Annotated in this window: 16 protein-coding genes; 2 read left to right on the top strand and 14 right to left on the bottom strand. The window is 52.9% G+C overall.

The window, feature by feature from the left end:
• Nucleotides 1–18: 18 nt before the first annotated feature.
• The 4 genes from L6H98_RS26950 to L6H98_RS26935 all read right to left on the bottom strand — a co-directional run bounded on the left by L6H98_RS26950 (nt 19) and on the right by L6H98_RS26935 (nt 4,980).
• Entirely contained in the window at nt 19–1,050 is a 1,032-nt protein-coding gene (locus tag L6H98_RS26950; RefSeq protein WP_236420784.1) for an HD domain-containing phosphohydrolase, read from the bottom strand.
• A 15-nt stretch (nt 1,051–1,065) separates the two neighbouring features.
• Nucleotides 1,066–2,910, bottom strand: coding sequence for a tRNA epoxyqueuosine(34) reductase QueG (gene queG, locus L6H98_RS26945; RefSeq protein WP_236420783.1), 1,845 nt, complete (start codon nt 2,908–2,910; stop codon nt 1,066–1,068).
• Between the two features lie 166 nt (nt 2,911–3,076).
• Nucleotides 3,077–3,670: a signal peptidase I gene (gene lepB / locus L6H98_RS26940; RefSeq protein WP_236420782.1), complete on the bottom strand. Its 594-nt coding sequence runs from the start codon at nt 3,668–3,670 to the stop codon at nt 3,077–3,079.
• Between the two features lie 884 nt (nt 3,671–4,554).
• The gene (locus L6H98_RS26935; protein ID WP_236420781.1) at nt 4,555–4,980 is read right to left on the bottom strand and encodes a GNAT family N-acetyltransferase; all 426 of its coding nucleotides are present in this window, start codon (nt 4,978–4,980) and stop codon (nt 4,555–4,557) included.
• Nucleotides 4,981–5,392: 412 nt separating this feature from the next.
• On the opposite strand from L6H98_RS26935, the gene L6H98_RS26930 reads away from it, so the two are divergent.
• Nucleotides 5,393–6,004, top strand: coding sequence for a superoxide dismutase (locus tag L6H98_RS26930; RefSeq protein ID WP_236420780.1), 612 nt, complete (start codon nt 5,393–5,395; stop codon nt 6,002–6,004).
• A gap of 100 nt (nt 6,005–6,104) precedes the next feature.
• Here L6H98_RS26930 and mutY read toward each other — a convergent pair whose 3' ends face one another.
• The 5 genes from mutY to L6H98_RS26905 all read right to left on the bottom strand — a co-directional run bounded on the left by mutY (nt 6,105) and on the right by L6H98_RS26905 (nt 11,433).
• A complete protein-coding gene (mutY, locus tag L6H98_RS26925) occupies nt 6,105–7,364 on the bottom strand; it encodes an A/G-specific adenine glycosylase (RefSeq protein WP_236420779.1) in 1,260 nt (419 codons plus the stop codon).
• A gap of 53 nt (nt 7,365–7,417) precedes the next feature.
• Nucleotides 7,418–7,840, bottom strand: coding sequence for a holo-ACP synthase (gene acpS / locus L6H98_RS26920; protein WP_236420778.1), 423 nt, complete (start codon nt 7,838–7,840; stop codon nt 7,418–7,420).
• A gap of 346 nt (nt 7,841–8,186) precedes the next feature.
• Nucleotides 8,187–8,996, bottom strand: a complete 810-nt coding sequence (nadE, locus tag L6H98_RS26915; protein WP_236420777.1) for an ammonia-dependent NAD(+) synthetase — start codon at nt 8,994–8,996, stop codon at nt 8,187–8,189.
• A 135-nt stretch (nt 8,997–9,131) separates the two neighbouring features.
• Nucleotides 9,132–9,566, bottom strand: coding sequence for a BrxA/BrxB family bacilliredoxin (locus L6H98_RS26910; RefSeq protein ID WP_236420776.1), 435 nt, complete (start codon nt 9,564–9,566; stop codon nt 9,132–9,134).
• Nucleotides 9,567–9,747: 181 nt separating this feature from the next.
• On the bottom strand, nt 9,748–11,433 hold the full coding sequence (locus tag L6H98_RS26905) for an ATP-binding protein (protein ID WP_236420775.1): 1,686 nt from the start codon (nt 11,431–11,433) through the stop codon (nt 9,748–9,750).
• Nucleotides 11,434–11,718: 285 nt separating this feature from the next.
• Between L6H98_RS26905 and L6H98_RS26900 the strand changes: the two genes are divergently transcribed.
• On the top strand, nt 11,719–12,990 hold the full coding sequence (locus L6H98_RS26900) for an NAD(P)/FAD-dependent oxidoreductase (RefSeq protein WP_236420774.1): 1,272 nt from the start codon (nt 11,719–11,721) through the stop codon (nt 12,988–12,990).
• A gap of 120 nt (nt 12,991–13,110) precedes the next feature.
• Here L6H98_RS26900 and L6H98_RS26895 read toward each other — a convergent pair whose 3' ends face one another.
• The 5 genes from L6H98_RS26895 to L6H98_RS26875 all read right to left on the bottom strand — a co-directional run bounded on the left by L6H98_RS26895 (nt 13,111) and on the right by L6H98_RS26875 (nt 16,651).
• Nucleotides 13,111–13,497 (bottom strand): hypothetical protein, encoded by a 387-nt coding sequence (locus L6H98_RS26895; RefSeq protein WP_236420773.1) that lies wholly within the window; start codon nt 13,495–13,497, stop codon nt 13,111–13,113.
• 39 nt (nt 13,498–13,536) lie between these two features.
• The gene (locus L6H98_RS26890; protein ID WP_236420772.1) at nt 13,537–14,337 is read right to left on the bottom strand and encodes an alpha/beta hydrolase; all 801 of its coding nucleotides are present in this window, start codon (nt 14,335–14,337) and stop codon (nt 13,537–13,539) included.
• A 17-nt stretch (nt 14,338–14,354) separates the two neighbouring features.
• Entirely contained in the window at nt 14,355–14,555 is a 201-nt protein-coding gene (locus tag L6H98_RS26885; RefSeq protein ID WP_236420771.1) for a ribbon-helix-helix domain-containing protein, read from the bottom strand.
• Between the two features lie 101 nt (nt 14,556–14,656).
• On the bottom strand, nt 14,657–15,904 hold the full coding sequence (locus tag L6H98_RS26880) for an ABC transporter permease (RefSeq protein ID WP_236420770.1): 1,248 nt from the start codon (nt 15,902–15,904) through the stop codon (nt 14,657–14,659).
• Nucleotides 15,905–15,922: 18 nt separating this feature from the next.
• The gene (locus tag L6H98_RS26875) at nt 15,923–16,651 is read right to left on the bottom strand and encodes an ABC transporter ATP-binding protein (RefSeq protein WP_236420769.1); all 729 of its coding nucleotides are present in this window, start codon (nt 16,649–16,651) and stop codon (nt 15,923–15,925) included.
• Nucleotides 16,652–16,689 lie beyond the last annotated feature (38 nt).

The following is a 16,689-nucleotide window of genomic DNA, read 5'->3' as shown; positions in this document are numbered from 1 at the left end:
CGCGAATTCGCGTCCGCCTTAGGCCAGCACCGCTTCGATGAACACGGTCGTGTGCACGGCGAGGTCCACCTCGACCACATCCAGATCGTATCGCGAGCTTCCGCGCGCAATGCGGACGACCGGCCTGCCCGGCAGCCCGCGATGCTGCTTGACGATCACGCCCGTTTCCTTGGTGGACAGGCGCACCGCCGTTCCGTTCGGATAGATGGACACATTCCGGTTAAACTCGATCAGCACGTCCCGGTCCAAGCTGCGCCCCGACATGGCCATCATTTCTTCGCAAGCCTCGTGCGGCAGCAGCATCCGTCCGGAAGAACCGTTGATGGCATTGTCGTACACGTCCGCCACCGCGACGATTTTCGCGAAAGTGTGGATGTCCTTGCCCTTGATGCCCCTGGGCATTCCCGAACCGTCAACGCACTCATGATGCTGCAATGCCACATGGGCCGTGTGAAGGCTGAACTCACGCTTGGCTTTGATCAATTCGAACCCCCGCCATGTATGATGCAAAGAGGAGTTGGCGGCAGACCTGCCGCCCGGGTCATCGGCTACCTTGCCGATGTCGTGCAGCAACGCGCCCACGGCAAGGTCCTTGAGCTGGTTATAGTTGAGCCCCATATTCAGCCCAATGACCGAGGACAGCAAACACACGTTCATTGCATGAATGTACTGTGCATTGTCCTTGGAGCGAATGTCGGTCAGCTGTACCAACAGCTCGCGGCCGCTCAACACGTCGTTCAGCAGCTTGTCGATGCTGACGGCGATCTTTTTCGGGCTCCATTCCTTTCCCGAACGCACCGCTTCAAGCGTTACGCTCATCTCTTGAATGATGGCCCGTTTCGTGGCTTCATCCAGTATGTCTTCCGTATCCACATCTTGGTATGCTTCATCCTGGATGTACAGCATGGTCACGCCGATACGCTTGAGCGTACTGACCATGAATACGGTGAGCTGGACACCGGCCGACAACAGCACCATGCCGTTGCCCGAATATACCGTTTTGCCCAAAATCTCGCCCGCTTCCACGCTCTCCACGTTTACATATTTCATGCATGTCCCCCGCTCTTACGATTGCGTCTCCAATGCGAGCAATTGCTCCTTGGTTTGCAGACCGCCTACATAACCGAGCAGGGTGCCGTCCTTGCCGCTAATGCGGTGACATGGAATGATGATCGGCACCGGATTTTTGCTGATCGCGTCCAGTACGGCGCGAACAGCCTTCGGCCTGCCGATCGCTTCAGCAACCTGTTCGTGTGATAAGGCTTCTCTATAAGATATATCGGACAGGACTTGCCATACTTGTAGCTGGAACGGGGTTCCGAGCAAATCGAGCGGCAGATCGAACGTTTGTCGTTCGCCCGCAAAATATTCGCCAACCTGCCTTACAGCCTCCCGCAGCTTGTCATCGTTCTTCTCGTAACGGTACTCACCGATCCAGGTGCGCGCCCATTGTTGAAGATGCGCCTCTCTCACATGAAAGGCTCCAAAATCGACATGGCACAGCCCCTTCTCGGTAGCACACAACGTCAACGTGCCTATCGGGGTAACGACCTCGTCGTAATAAATAGGTTTGCCGTGCAAACCGGTTACTGCGGAAGGCTTCCACGCTGCTGCTTCAGTTTTGGCCTTCGGCGCGACATTTCCATTTGCAGAATTACTATCCGCGGTCGGACCTGTCACACCTTCCTCTTGTTTATGGTCGCTCACTTGCTTGGCATGTGGCTTCTCGGGTAAGGACGCGGACGACGTCAATCGTTCCTTGGCCTTCTGCAGCATGTCCAGCACGTTCCCATCTTGTTCGTAAGCAGCAGCTTCCCCAATCGCTCTCATGGCTTCTTCTCCTCCTATTCTTCCCAGCGCCCAGGCAGCGGTTCCCCGCAGCTCCGGACGCGGATCGCGCTTCAACACCTCGGTGAGTTTGGGTACGGCGCTTTGGTCCTTGAAATTCCCCAGTGCAATGACCGCATTGCGCTGAATCGGCTTTCTCCCCCGCCAGGCGGCGGAAGTATGCCCGAATCGCTCTTTGAATTCGCGGTTGCCCATATCCAGCAGCGGCAGCAGCAAAGGCTTCACAATCTCCGGATCGGGCTGCAGGTCGGGATGGTGATCCCAGTTTTTGCCCCGATTCTTCGGACAGACGATCTGGCATGTATCGCATCCGTACAGACGGTTGCCTATTTTTAGCATGAACTCTTCATCCACGAAACCTTTGGTCTGCGTCACAAAAGAAATGCAGCGCTGCGCATTCAGTTGGCCAGGGCCGACCAACGCGCCTGTCGGGCAGGCGTCGATGCATTTCGTGCATTCTCCGCAATCTTCGGTAACCGGTGTATCGGGCTGAAACGGAATGTTCGTCACCAGCTCGCCCAAGTAGATCCAGGAGCCGTATTTCGGCGAGATGATCGAGCAGTTTTTGCCGCTGAAGCCGATGCCGGCCCGCTGGGATACCGCGCGATCAACAAGCACGCCCGTATCCACCATACTCTCGATGATCGCTTCCGGTACCCGCTCGCGGATGAAATTTACCAGCTTGTCCATCGCCTCGCGCAATACGTGATGGTAATCCCTGCCCCATGCGGAGCGGGCCAGAATGCCGCGATATGCGCCCGGTTCCGACTTGGGCGGATTGACCATCTTTGACGGATAAGCGACCGCAATCGCGATGAGCGAGGCCGGCTCGCTGCCCTCGAGCGCGGGACGTACTCTTTTTTCAATAACCTTCTCCTCGAACCCCGACTCATAACCCTTGGCCCGGTGCTGCTCCAGAATCGCCTTCAGCGACACAAACGGCTCCGCCGATGCAAAACCGATATCGTCAATGCCCAGCCCGGGTCCGGCCGCCTTGATCTCCTGTTTCAACTGCTCCCAATAGGAGGCTGTCTGCGGCATCCCGGTCTGTACATTTGTCATAAACCTTCCCTCTTTTCTTCCCGATCCACTCCATTGGCGCAAACGGTAAACGCCCGCCTCGTGATGGGAGACAGGCGCTTCTTGTTCATGGATATGCCTAAAAGCTCGGATGAACCCGGTTATATGGTTTAACGCAAAAAATGATGAATAGTTCCCTTCCAATTGTTTACAGCTTTTTGATTTCCGAAAACGGCCAGAAAATGAACTCCGCCTTGCCTACGATTTCATCCGACGTAATGCTGCCGAAAATGCGGCTGTCTTTGCTCTTCCCTTCATGGCGGTTGTCGCCCATGACAAAGTAGTGGTCCTTCTCCAACGTCAACGGTCCAAAATCCGGATCTTGCACCTCGGTATCGGTGTAGCTCTCCGACTGCCGTTCTCCGTTCACGTACAAATAATGGTCCTTCACCTCGATCGTGTCGCCAGGGATGCCGACGATCCGCTTGACCAAAAAGTCCTTCTTGCCGATGCCATCGCTCGGATCGCGCAATACAACAACGTCAAAACGCGAAGGCGCGCCGAAATCATAAACGATTTTGTTGACGAACAGTCGATCCCGCTCCACCAGCGTAGGCTGCATGGACTGCCCTTGAACCATCGACAGGTTGAAAACGAACAGGTTCAGCACCATCATGATCGCAAAGGAGACAACGATGGTTTTGGTCCAATCCCATAGCTCGGCCAACCATGATACGGAGGTTTTCCCCGGCTTGGCGGCCCCGGCAGGATGCTCCGGGGGAGATGGATGGTTGGAATTCACAAAAGGTCACCTCATTCATGAATTTTTGTGTTTGAAATAACAAGCGCTCTGTCGGTTCGCAAATAGGCGGTGAACGGATCAGGTACTGGCAGCTTATAGCAGCTATATTGGCACATCGGTATTTTGGGATGATAAACCTTAATTACAAGGAACGTTAATGTATCGCATATTTGAAATGTTGTCGTTACGTTTGTACAACGAGTCACTTTGGCGGCGGCATATCAGGCGCTAACGAATCTCACACACCTTATTGAGGGGCTTCCCCCCTCACAGAAAATGTAACGAATCTCAAACACGCTATTGGCGTCAAGAACACGATATTCGCCCCATCCTCGGGGAAATAAAGTGTCTAAAGTTCGTTAGCACTCGAAGAGTCCAATTTCACTGCAAATAAGACGCGTCAGGTTCGTTAGATTTGGAAGTGACCCTCTACTCCGAGCAACCATGACGAGATCGTACGATCACCACATTTTTTTCGGTTACTCCGTCCGCCCACCATGCATCCTACGATCCTTACAATACATGTACCCTAATTCAGAACGTCGGCTCACCGGGTAACACCGAGCACTTCACCATTGAGCCAGACTTCAAAAATCAGACATTCCATCCATGTTGATATGCGCATCAATCAGGGAACATCGGTTCCAACAACGGACATACGCAAACGCACAGGAATTGTTCTATTAGTTTATCCAATTTGATAGGTTTATTTGCAATTGCATACTCTATTTCAGTCTACTTCATTTGCTTGCACGAGACAATTGGTGATGAGAACCAATAAGGAGATGAAAAAATAGAAAGACATACCCTTTACGCCAATGCGCCCAAAGGATATGCCCGATATTTAAGTGAATCTGCTATGTTATCTGTAATAATCATTCAAACTACGCCTTGGACAAGATGCTGAGCTTCTGGAATGCACTCAAAATCTGATTGGCTCCATAGCCCATCGCTTCGTAAAGAGGCATCGCCGCTTTGTTATGCTCGTCTCCCGCAACCCAAATCTGGCTGACTTTACGCTGCTGGAACCGTTGTTCCATGGACGCGACTAGTTTTTTGCCAACTCCTTGGCGACGATAGTCCGGATGAACCGCGATCCGATAGAGACATCCTTGGTTATGATCGATTGTGCCGATCAGCGCCCCAACGAGTTCCCCTTCTTCCTCGGCAACCATAATCAGTTCGGAATCCCATGACAATTGACGGGCAAACGGGCCCATCGTGTTCTCATAACAATCTTCCGAAAGCGCAATCTTGAGCAGCTCCGTCATACGACTTGCATCACTCAACTGAAAGGAACGAACGTGCATGTCTTAAATCTCCCTTTTCGTTAGCTTGATTGATGAGGTTTTACAAAAAGGGGTTCCCCTTTTACCAAAAACCCGATGTTTGTATTATGACAAAAAACGAGAAAAAAACGCTTCTTCGTCAATTAAAGCATACTTTTCGCCATAAAACACGCATTTTCTTTTGAAAGCGCTTAATTGTAACCGTTTACATCAAAAATCGTTTCTATTTCTATTTCATTTTAATCAATATCACATAAAATTCTGCATATAGGGAAAAATATGTTTGTTATCGCGGATTATGCATTTGATCAACTTCCCGAGGGACTTAATAAACAAAAATGTTGATTAATTGGCTCGGATGCGGTTTAATAATAATGGCAAGGGTATTGTTACATATGCACCTTAAAACTTAAAACTCAGGAGGTATTTCACTATGGCTTTTCAATTACCGGCTCTTCCTTACGCTAACGATGCACTGGAACCACATATCGATGCACAAACGATGGAAATCCACCACGATCGCCATCACAACACTTACGTAACCAACCTGAATGCAGCTCTGGAAAACGCTCCTGAACTGCAAGGAAAATCCCTCGAGGACCTGCTCGCCAACCTGGACAGCGTACCTGAAAGCATCCGCACAGCGGTTCGCAACAACGGTGGCGGTCACCACAACCACAGCCTGTTCTGGGAAATCATCGGACCAAACGGCGGCGGCGCTCCAACTGGCGACATCGCTGCTGCAATTGACAGCGAGCTGGGCGGTTTCGACAAATTCAAAGAAGATTTCGCGAAAGCAGCTACAACGCGTTTCGGTTCCGGCTGGGCATGGCTGGTTGTCGGCAAAGACGGCAAACTGTCCATCACTAGCACGCCTAACCAAGACAGCCCGATCTTCGAAGGTCTGACTCCGATTTTGGGCTTGGACGTATGGGAGCATGCTTACTACCTGAAATACCAAAACAAACGCCCTGATTACATCTCCGCGTTCTGGAACGTAATCAACTGGGATGAAGTTAACAAACGCTACGCAGCTGCAAAATAAGCACTGTGATTGCACAAAGAGCCTGATCCGGTCGCATGGCCGGTCAGGCTCTTTTTTTATAACCATCCGAGCGGACACTTTACGCACGCACGCCTCTTTCCTATTCGAGCACGGCGTAGGCACCCGCGAAATAATTACCGAGCAGCTTGAGGAACACGTTCGGAAAAGCCAGCTTGTCCATATCTTCCGGACCGATCCAGCGGTACGTCTGGCCGTCCCCTTTACCAACGAACGCCAGCGGCGATTCTTCGCGGGCATGGCCGCCAGCATCTTGTCCGCTTGCCGCCTGAGCAGCCGCTGCCTGCTCGCCATAGGCGGCCACGGCTTCCGCGGCAATCAGCGGAAGCTCGCTGCCCGGGTCCTGCTGCGTACATTTGTACACCTGCAGGCTCCAAACGATATGGCTGAACACATGCTCCGCGTGTGCAGCCAAGCCTTCGGGGCGGGCGGCAATGCCCTCCGCCCACAGGCTGCCGGCCAGCAATGCCATGGCCGGCTCATCGGCGAGCGGCTTGGCCGCCTTGCCGGCAGCGGCGGGCGCCGCCAGCACATGCGGCAGCTCCCACATGCGGGCCAGAAGGCCCGTATCCGGGCGCTGCCGCACGAGCACTTTGCCGCGATGGGCACCGCGGCCTTCCACCAAGGCGACGAGCCGCTGCTCGGGGCGCGGCGGCTTCGCCTTCGTTTTGACCGGCAGGGTCAGCTCCCTGCCGGCAATGCGGCCCGAGCACTGCTCCATGACCGGACAGGTCAGGCAGTGCGGGGCCTTGGGAGTGCACACCAGCGCGCCCAGTTCCATCAGCGCCTGGTTGAAATCCCGAGCTCGCCCTTCCGGGATGAGCTCGGTCGCCAGCTCTTCCATCAACACCCGGGTACCCGTCTTCATGATGTCCTCTTCAATGAGGAAATAGCGGGACAGCACCCGCATGACGTTGCCGTCCACCGCAGGCTGGGGCTGGTTGAAGGCGATGCTGAGAATCGCGCCGGCCGTATACGGCCCTACGCCCTTGAGCGCGAACACCGAAGCTTTGTCGCTCGGCATCTCCCCGCCGTGCAGCTCCATGACCTGCTGCGCCGCTTTTTGCAAGTTGCGCGCCCTCGAATAGTACCCTAGACCTTCCCAGTTTTTCAGCACGTCTTCTTCGGGCGCTTCGGCAAGCGCCCGCACGGTCGGAAAATTCGAAATAAAACGGTTGAAATACGGAATGACCGTATCCACCCGGGTTTGTTGCAGCATGATTTCGGATACCCAAGTAAAATACGGATTGTTGTGACGCCGCCATGGCAGATCCCGCTTGTTCGCCATATACCAATCCAGCAGATTGATGCTGAAATGTCTTTTCTGTTCCATTAAACCCATAAGTCCTTCCTTTCATTTGCACGCCTGTCCATAAACATGCCCTTCATGATCACCTAAATATCCTTCGGTCTCTGCTCTTGTCCGTGCAGCTGCTCCACGACGGCAAACGCCGCAGCCAACTCCGTCTGGTGCGTAATGCTCAGGTGAATGGCATAAAGTCGGTCTTTCGGCAATTGCAGCCGTTCCCAGGCTTCGGCAGATAACGTCACTTCCGGCTTTCCTTGCGCACCCGGCAGCACTTCGATGTCCGTAAAAGCCATAACTCGTCCGATGCCGCAGCCAAATGCTTTGGATACCGCTTCCTTGGCCGCAAACCTTCCGGAAACGAACTCCGTGCGGCGTTTGCCCCGTTCTGCGGCCATCCTCCGCTCCGCCGGCGTCAGAATGCGGTTCAGGAAAGCTTCGCCCCGCGCGCCTTCCAGCAGCCTTTGCATGCGTCCGATCTCCAGCACATCGTTCCCAATTCCGTGTATCATCCGTGCTTCACCTGCTTAATCATTTATACTGTGGTGCAATAACCAACATGTTCTCGCTAGTCCCTACGTTCGATATCCGAACACGTATTCCATTGTAGCAGGTGGCAGGCCCAGATGCGAGTACCCGGGGCCATCGGCGAAAACTTCCATCTTGGGGGGCTGTTCGGGCAAGATTCACAGCATCCGTTCAGCCGTCGATCATAAAAACAACAAACTCCAGCAACGCTGCTTGGCTGTCGGAAGCGGAAAATCTTCGTCCACAGCGGCAGTAACGTGTCTGGAGTTCATTGGTCGTTCATGTAAGTACGATGATCAAGCCGGTTTGCCCAAGTCGAGCGAAAAAAACTTAAATGCCGGGAATGGCATTCCGTTTATGGTGCGTGCGCTTATAGAATGCTTCCAGGCGTTCCTGCGCAGCAGGATCGATCTGTTTGCCTTCCAGATAGTCGCTGTTTGCCTCATAGGAAATGCCCAGTTCCTTCTCATCCGTTTGGCCTTCCCACAATCCTGCGGACGGGGCCTTGTCCAAAATCGGCTGAGGCACGCCCAGATGGGCCGCAAGCTGGCGAACCTGGCGTTTGTTCAGGCTGCTCAGCGGCGTGATATCCACGGCGCCATCGCCCCATTTGGTATAAAAGCCCGTGATGGCCTCAGACGCATGGTCTGTACCGACGACCAACAGGTTCTCTTCAAAAGCAAGGGCATACTGCATAACCATGCGCGTTCTTGCTTTTACGTTTCCTTTGCCTTGATGCGTCATGTGGCGCGGGCTGCCCATGGACTTGAAGCCCTGCTCCACTTCCAGCGCAATCTCGTTCACCGCATCTTCAATGTTCGTTTCGACCACATGCTTCAAATCAAAAGCCTTCGCGACAGAATAGCTGTCCTGAATATCCTGTTGATCGCCGTAAGGCTGAAATACGCCCAGCGTTTTGTACTCCTGGTTGCTTTCCGCGGTAAGTTCATCGGTAGCTAGTTTGCACAGTCCTGCTGCCACGGCGCTATCGATCCCGCCGCTGATGGCGATCAGCAGCCCTTTCGTGCCCGAATTTTTGACGTAGGTTTTCAGGAAATCCACCCGTTTGCGGACTTCCTCCTCCACATTAATGCTTGGTTTAACCTTCAATTCAGCGATGATCTGTTGTTGCAAACTCATCGTGCACTACACCCCGTTTCCAGAATAGTCAAATCGGATTCCTTCATAAGAATCACATGGTTCAATAACTCCATTTACCCAAAACGAAACGCCCCGGCATCGGTATTCCGAAGAGCGGGGCGTTGCTGGAGCGTTTTAACGGCAATAACGATCGAACGCACTGGTGAGCTCAGCCGCGATTTCCCCTGCAGATCGATCTTCCACCTGATGGCGCTCGATGAAGTGCACGAGCTCCCCGTCCTTCATCAGAGCGATGGAGGGCGAAGATGGAGGATACGGCGCAAAGTACTCACGCGCCTTGGCTGTGGCTTCCTTGTCCTGTCCGGCGAATACCGTATACAGATGATCCGGCGTAATGTCATGCTGCAATGCCTCGGCTACGCCCGGGCGGCATTGTCCTGCGGCACAACCGCAAACGGAATTAATAACGACAAGGGTAGTACCTTTGGCATCCGGAAGGCTCGCTTCCACTTCTTCCGGGGTGCGCAGTTCTTGAATTCCCAAACGAGTCAGCTCATCCCGCATCGGCTGAACCATATCTTTCATGTATTGATCGAATGACATCGACATTGGTTTCACTCCTTAATAGTCATCATAAGCTCCATTGTCCATCGTCATTGTTCGTTAAATGGATACAATGATGTTATCCTTATTATACATCCCCAAGCAATGAAAGCAAGATTGCACAGCGCCCGCGAAAAGGCATCTCTTCGATAATATGGCTTGTTCGCTGCCGCATTATGCCCCAAATCTATCGCTTAAAGGTAACTTTAAACACCGTGCCTTTCCCCTCTTCCGATTCGACCGTAATAGTGCCGTGATGGCGTTCCACGATGCTGTGGCACATGGATAACCCCAGTCCGGTCCCTTTCGGCTTGGTCGTATAAAAAGGTTCAAACAGCTTATCCCGGCTGCTGCGAGGTATGCCAGGTCCCGTATCCCTCACAAAAAGTTCTACCTGCTTTTCATCGTACGTCGTTTCCAAGGTGAGCACACCCTTTTCCTCCATCGCTTCCATTCCGTTGCGCGCCAGGTTAAGAACAACTTGTTTGATTTCCTTGGTATTCAGATAGAGATTAGGTACATTATGAGCAAGCATAAGCTCGATGCTTTGTCCGCGCAAGTTGGCATCCGCCCAAAGCAATGGGATGAGTTCGTGAATGATATCGTGCAGCTGTGCTTCTTCTTTTTCCGCGATCCGGTTCTGTGCAAGCGACAGAAAGTCATTAATAATGCTGTTGGCGCGATCCAATTCTTCCATGACGATGCGATAATAATAATGCAAGCTCTCCGGACTCTTTTCCTGCATTAATTGGAGAAAACCGCGCACGACAGCCATCGGATTCCGGACCTCGTGCGTAATGCTTGCCGCCATCTGCCCTACCAGGCTTAAACGGTCCACATTATCAAGTTCGCTGCGCAGCATTTCCAATTCGGTAATGTCCTGGATGACCAACATCGCCCCGGTAGTCTCGCCTGGCGCCCCGGCCGCGTATCCATAGAGCGGAACCGTCTGCGACCGAAAGACATGTGAGCCGTAGCGCACGGTCAACCCGTTCGCTTCACCATGGGTAACCGCTTCGCGGATGTTATGCTCCATTTTTTCAGCATGAGTCTGTTCGACGAATTGGCTGACCGGGTTGCCGATCAGATCGTTCGATGTTGAACAAGGAAGCTGTTCCCTCGCCGTTTGTTTCATCATGTCGTTGACGAACTGGACTGTTCCATTCCTGTCGACCGTAGCGATGGAGAGCGGAACAGCGTTCAACATCTGATGAAGTCTTTCCGTCTCCGATATGTACTTCTGATGCACTTCGGACAAGCGCTGTTCCAGACCATCATGGCGCTGAATATGTTCAAGCCAGAGTAAACCAAGGCCGCCCGCGATTGCCGCCCCGCCCGTGTAAGCCAATGCGATCCACACCCACTCTGCTGTCATGCCATCGCCATTGGAGCCGATCAGCGGGATACTTAGCATGCTGGCGAGCGCAATCTCCGCCGCGGCGAGTGTCAGCACCAGCAGCAATTTGCGGAAAAACGCATAATTCTTGAATCGTTTGGCGGACAACCATACAATAGGATAGAAAAGAATACCCGTTTGAAGGAGAAACTCGTTCAAATGATAGGGATAAGCGAATAGGAAATAGAAGAGCATATGGAGAAAGGACAAGATCAGACCCGTTCTTGGCCCGCCATACAGCATGGCGAGCGTGAAAGGAACTACGCCGAGCGAAATCGGAATGGCTGCCTGGCTTGCGTCATGGGCAAACAGCATGCAGAGCAGCATGCTAACGGCCGTCGCAGCGGCAAGACTCGCACTTGTCCGTCCCATCTTCGCACCGGCTTGCCTGGCGAGCACAAGATGGAATAAGGGAATCAGGAATACGGCCGACCCGGCCAGCAGCACCTGTAAAAGAATGTCCTTCAATACAAACACAATGCCATCTCCCTCCTCGCCTGCACGTTCCCCCATGTATTTCTGATTAAAGCATAGGCGACAGTATATTACAATATATCCCTTCTATTAGCTTGTTAGAACTGCAGAAACAATAATATTGTTGCATAAAAAGCCAGGAGAGGACAGCATTTTGCAATATGCATGCGAATGATCAGATCAAAGCGGATTTCCTTCCGGATATCTCGTTTACGTTATGTTGGAAGCAAGCAATCCCGCGTCCTTCTTACTAAAACCATTATTTTTCGAAAAAGAGGAGAATCGAACATGTATGATGTCATTGTGATCGGCGGCGGTTCGGCCGGACTTATGGCCTGCGTGTCTGCTGCCGAGCATGGAGCCTCGGTGCTTCTGCTGGACAAAGGCGACCAGCTTGGCCGCAAACTCGGCATTTCCGGCGGCGGACGCTGCAATGTAACCAATGCCAAGGAAACCGACGAATTGATTCGGCATATTCCCGGTAACGGCCGATTTTTGTATAGTTCCTTCCAGAACCTGGACAACCAGGGGATCATGCGTTTCTTCGAAGGCCTGGGCATCGCACTGAAAGAAGAAGACAATGGCCGGATGTTCCCCGTATCCGATAAAGCCAAAACGGTCGTGGATGCCCTGGTCGGAAAAATCGTCTCCCTCGGCGTCGAAATCCGGACCCGGGAACCGGTAAAGGAACTGATTTTGGATGGCGGGAGATTGTCGGGCGTAAAGCTGGCATCCGGCAAAAGGATATCGTCGCGCACGGTCATTGTGGCTACCGGCGGCAAATCCGTCCCTCAAACCGGCTCCACCGGAGACGGTTATCCTTGGGCTGAGGCTGCAGGACATACGATCACCGAGCTCTACCCCACGGAGGTTCCTATCGTTTCCGGGGAGAGCTGGATCCAGTCCAAAGAGCTGCAAGGTTTATCGTTGCGGGATGTCGCGCTGTCCGTTCTGGACGCCAAGGGCAAAACGGTCATCTCCCATCGGGGGGACATGATTTTTACCCATTTCGGCGTATCCGGACCGATCGCGCTGCGCTGCAGCCAGTTCATCCGCAAGGTGCAGCTTAAATCGGGCAAGCCACAAGTCGAGATGAGCATCGACTTCTTCCCCGACTTGTCTGCTGGAGCCTTGGAAGCGCAGGTGCAGCAGGTGTTGGAGCAGGAGGCGCGTAAATCCGTGAAAAATATTTTGAAGACATGGATTCCCGAACGCATGATTCCGCTCATGATGAAACGAGCCAATATCGATGACGAACTCACGGTTCATCATTTTCCAAAAGGCATGTTGTCCGCATTATGCGGGCTCATGAAAAACTTCACGTTTCGTGTGGACGGGACGCGCTCCCTCAAGGAAGCCTTCGTTACCGGCGGGGGTGTCAATCTCAAGGAAATCCAGCCGAAAACGATGGAATCCAAACTGCTGCCTGGCTTGTTTTTTTGCGGCGAAATTTTGGATATTCACGGTTATACAGGCGGCTACAACATCACGGCTGCCTTCTCGACCGGTTATACGGCAGGCATGAATGCCGCCGCTTATCGTCATGCCGGCACTCACTGACATTGACTTCGGCAAACCGGACACGCCAAAAAAACCTCGAATGTTCACGCTCGTGAACTTCGAGGTTTTTTTCGTATGTGGGCCGAATGAATGCCCTTTATTCCACCATAAGCCGCTCCACTACGCTTTGACGCTCCCCGAGAAACCGTCGACCGCATCATCGAACGGCGGGTCTTCGTCCCTGTTCTGCAGTGCATCTCCAGTGTAGCGATTATTCTGGCCTGTAGCATATGCCTCTTCCCAGTCCTCATTCACGAGATGGGCGGGAATCGAAATTTCCTGAAACATGCTCGGCCCTTCCGTCGTGTCGGCAAAAGCCGCGCTGCCTCCATAGGCTTGTACGATCTCTACGGCAGACTGTTCATCCTGCCGGTCCGTCGGGACGCATAACTGAAACGGTCCCGTCTTCGACTGGTACGGTTCGTAACCCAACTCCTTTAATATGGCATGTGCCTGTTCCATGGAAGAACGATCCGCAAAATGCGCTTGAAGCTCGCGATCAACCATTCCTGATATCCTCCTGGCCTGATGGTCCCACGCCCATCGTCAGCCCTCCAGAAATTCGGAAACCTTCTCATTGAAGAGTTCCGGTTGTTCGATGAAGGGAAGGTGTCCGCAGCCCTCCATCCTCACTTTCGAAGAGTTGTCCAATGCGGCGTGAAACCTATCAGTTGATTTTATATTATAAGGATGGTCTTGATCCCCGATAATCATACAGGTCGGCGCTTGGATCGAATGCAATCTTCTTATTGCAGGCGGATGGACGGGCATCGCCAAGCGGGGTTCGAAGCGACAAAAGACATCAGAGTTCCTCAGCTGAAATAATACGGCCTCTCTGGCAGCTTTGTTGGACTCTGACGGGATAAAGTACTGCCAAAAATCGCTCTTGATGAATGATTCAATGGCTGCATGCCTCCCTTTTAAACGAACGGCAAAGTAGTTTTTCATTCCATGCCACATCATCCCGACAGGCATTCGTTGACCACTGATAAAGGGTGCCGACAAGACAAGGGCCTTTACACGTTCCGGATGTTTCAAGGCAAAATCCAGGGCAATGCCTCCTCCGGACGACGATCCGATCAGAACCGCCCGGGTTACGTTCATGGAGTTCATCACCATGTCCAGATCTTCCACATTGGAAAATCTTGAAGCAGGGGTGCTTGAGCGGCCATAACCCCTGAGGTCATAGCGGATCACCCGATATTTTGCCGAGAAAAATTCGGCTTGGCCGCTCCAAATATCGTGTGTATTGAAATTGCCATGGAGAAAAATTAGAGGTTCGCCTTTACCCGACATGCTGGAAAACAAACGCCCATCATTCACTTGAATGAATCGCTCTTCACGCATAGGGCCTGCCTCTCCCCTCAAAGTAAATCCGCCTGCTGGAGATGGTCTTCAATGATGGACCGTAAAACCTCGGATATCGTATAGTCTCCGCGTCCGCAACAACGATCAATTTCATCCCAGCATTCTTCAGGCAAGGTTAAGGAAATTTTTCGCGTTTCACCGATCCGTTTTCGCCCGGCCCCTGCTCTTGCTCCTCCCCTCACCTTCTCTGCATCCATATCGGACCTCCTCCCATCAGAAACGGTATATTCCGAATTATTTCATGAACACGATTGCGGTTCAATTATTGCTACCTTTTTCAAATAACGTGCTGCCTGAATCAACTTCTCGTACGGCGCACCCATCCTCCTACCTCCAGGGTAAGAAAACCGAACCCGATGGCAGCAGCAGCCGTCAGCAAACCTTGCCACCATCCCAGCCAGGCGGCCCCCAAAGCATATCCGACCAGTAAGCCTACCGGAATAAACAACATGCGTACCATGATGTCCCCCGCTCTGTTCAACACGTAGGGGTCATAGGATAACAACTGAATATAGTCCGATGTTTCAAACATATTCCAGGATCGGTGGAACAGCACCGTCAGCATCATGATCAACAGTCCGCAAACGATGACGTTGGCCGGAAAAGGCGGAATGGCCACCGCAGCGACGGATAAACTCGCGAGCTGCACGTACAGCCTCGTGTTTGCCGTGTTTCGAAAATACGCCTTAAACGCCGTTTCCGCGGTTCTGCTGGACAGGCTGCGGCTGCGCAGCAGTTTGCGGGGTTTGCGAAAAATGAACGTTTTGGTTCGCGTTGCCTTCGGCGCAGTCACAGCCTGGCTAAGCAGCACTCCCGCCAGCTTCATCCGCCGCCTCAGGTCCTCGCGTACATCTCCTTCAAACGTGTTTTTCAGCTCAAGCCTGATTCGGCATAACATCGTGAGTACGGCCATTGCGCCAAGGATTCCCAGGAGGATCGCCCACATCCGATCATGCATCCGCAGCGTGGCCGTCACATAGACGAATCCCATCGCCGCACCTAAGGGCAGTACTCTAATCCATCGACGCCAAGACTCGTATTTTACCAGGATCAGATGCAAGGCAAGCGCCTGAACGAAGGCCGCAATGCCGGTCCACAAGGCAAGCAGTATGATATGGCCCATGGGCATCACATAGGCTCGCGACCATAGAGGCGCCGTCATAAGAAATAGCACAGCTATTTTGATCATGTGAAGCACACCCGAACGGCATAACCCTCGACGAATTAACGTTTTCATCCACGTTCTCCGGGATTTCAGGAACAGCATGTCGGCTTCCTCCATAAAAAGCAGCACGCCGCCCGTCAGCATGACCACTTCCAGCCCCATCGCCATTAAAGGTAATGGCAGCGATTCGGCCCACGAGGGAAGCGGCTTCGTCCACATGCTCCAATACCAGCCGCCGAAATAGAGCAAGCCTGGCACCAGCAGGTACAGCCACACCGTCCAATCCACGACCAGCTTCAAGTTGTTCCATTGTTCCTTGACATGCTCCGAGCGCCGGCGTTTATACAAACGAAGGGGCGTATATCTATCGATACCTTCCATAAACCTTCTCCTCTCCGGTCAAGACGTCAGCACATCGAAGCAATCCAATAACGAGGCATCCGGCAATCCGGCCGCAGCCCGTATCTCGCTCAATGTGCCCTGCGCCGCGCATTTTCCGTCATGAATGAGCACGATTCGGTCACAGATGCGTTCGGCCGTATCGAGCACGTGAGTGGACATCAACACGCCCGCTCCGCGGTTTCGTTCGTCATCCAGCAGTTTCAGGAAATCCTTCGTTGCCCGAGGGTCCAATCCGATGAATGGCTCGTCCACAATATAGACATCCGGCGAAGCAAGAAAACCGAGCATCAGCATCATTTTTTGGCGCATGCCCTTGGAGAAGCTGCCGGGAAGATCATCCCTGACCTTTTCCATGCCAAACCGAACAAGCAAATCCTGCGCCCGGGCGGTAAACACTTCCTCCTCCATCTCGTAAGCTGCGGCAGCCAAATCGAGGTGTTCCCATAACGTCATGTATTCATAAAAAACGGGCTGCTCGGGAATATAAGCATACCTTCCGTTCCCGCCAATAGTTACCTCATAGTCGGCATACTCCAGCAAGCCAAGCATCGTTTTGATGGTCGTGCTTTTGCCTGCCCCGTTGGGCCCGATGATTCCCACGAGTTCGCCGGGCATCACGTTGAGCCGGATGTTACGGATCGTCGTTTTTCCTTCCGCGTAACCGGCCTCCTCAATATGTACGTCCAGTACTGACGCCGCCGTTGTATCTTCCAGTGGATATTCCAATTCCCCTCACTCCTGTCTGATCAATCCAGTTTGAAGAT

It is taken from the genome of Paenibacillus sp. JJ-223, assembly GCF_927798175.1.
In the GTDB taxonomy this organism is placed as follows: domain Bacteria; phylum Bacillota; class Bacilli; order Paenibacillales; family Paenibacillaceae; genus Paenibacillus; species Paenibacillus hubeiensis.
The sequence above is the reverse complement of the archived record's forward strand: the minus strand, read 5'-3'. Positions and strand labels throughout refer to the sequence as shown.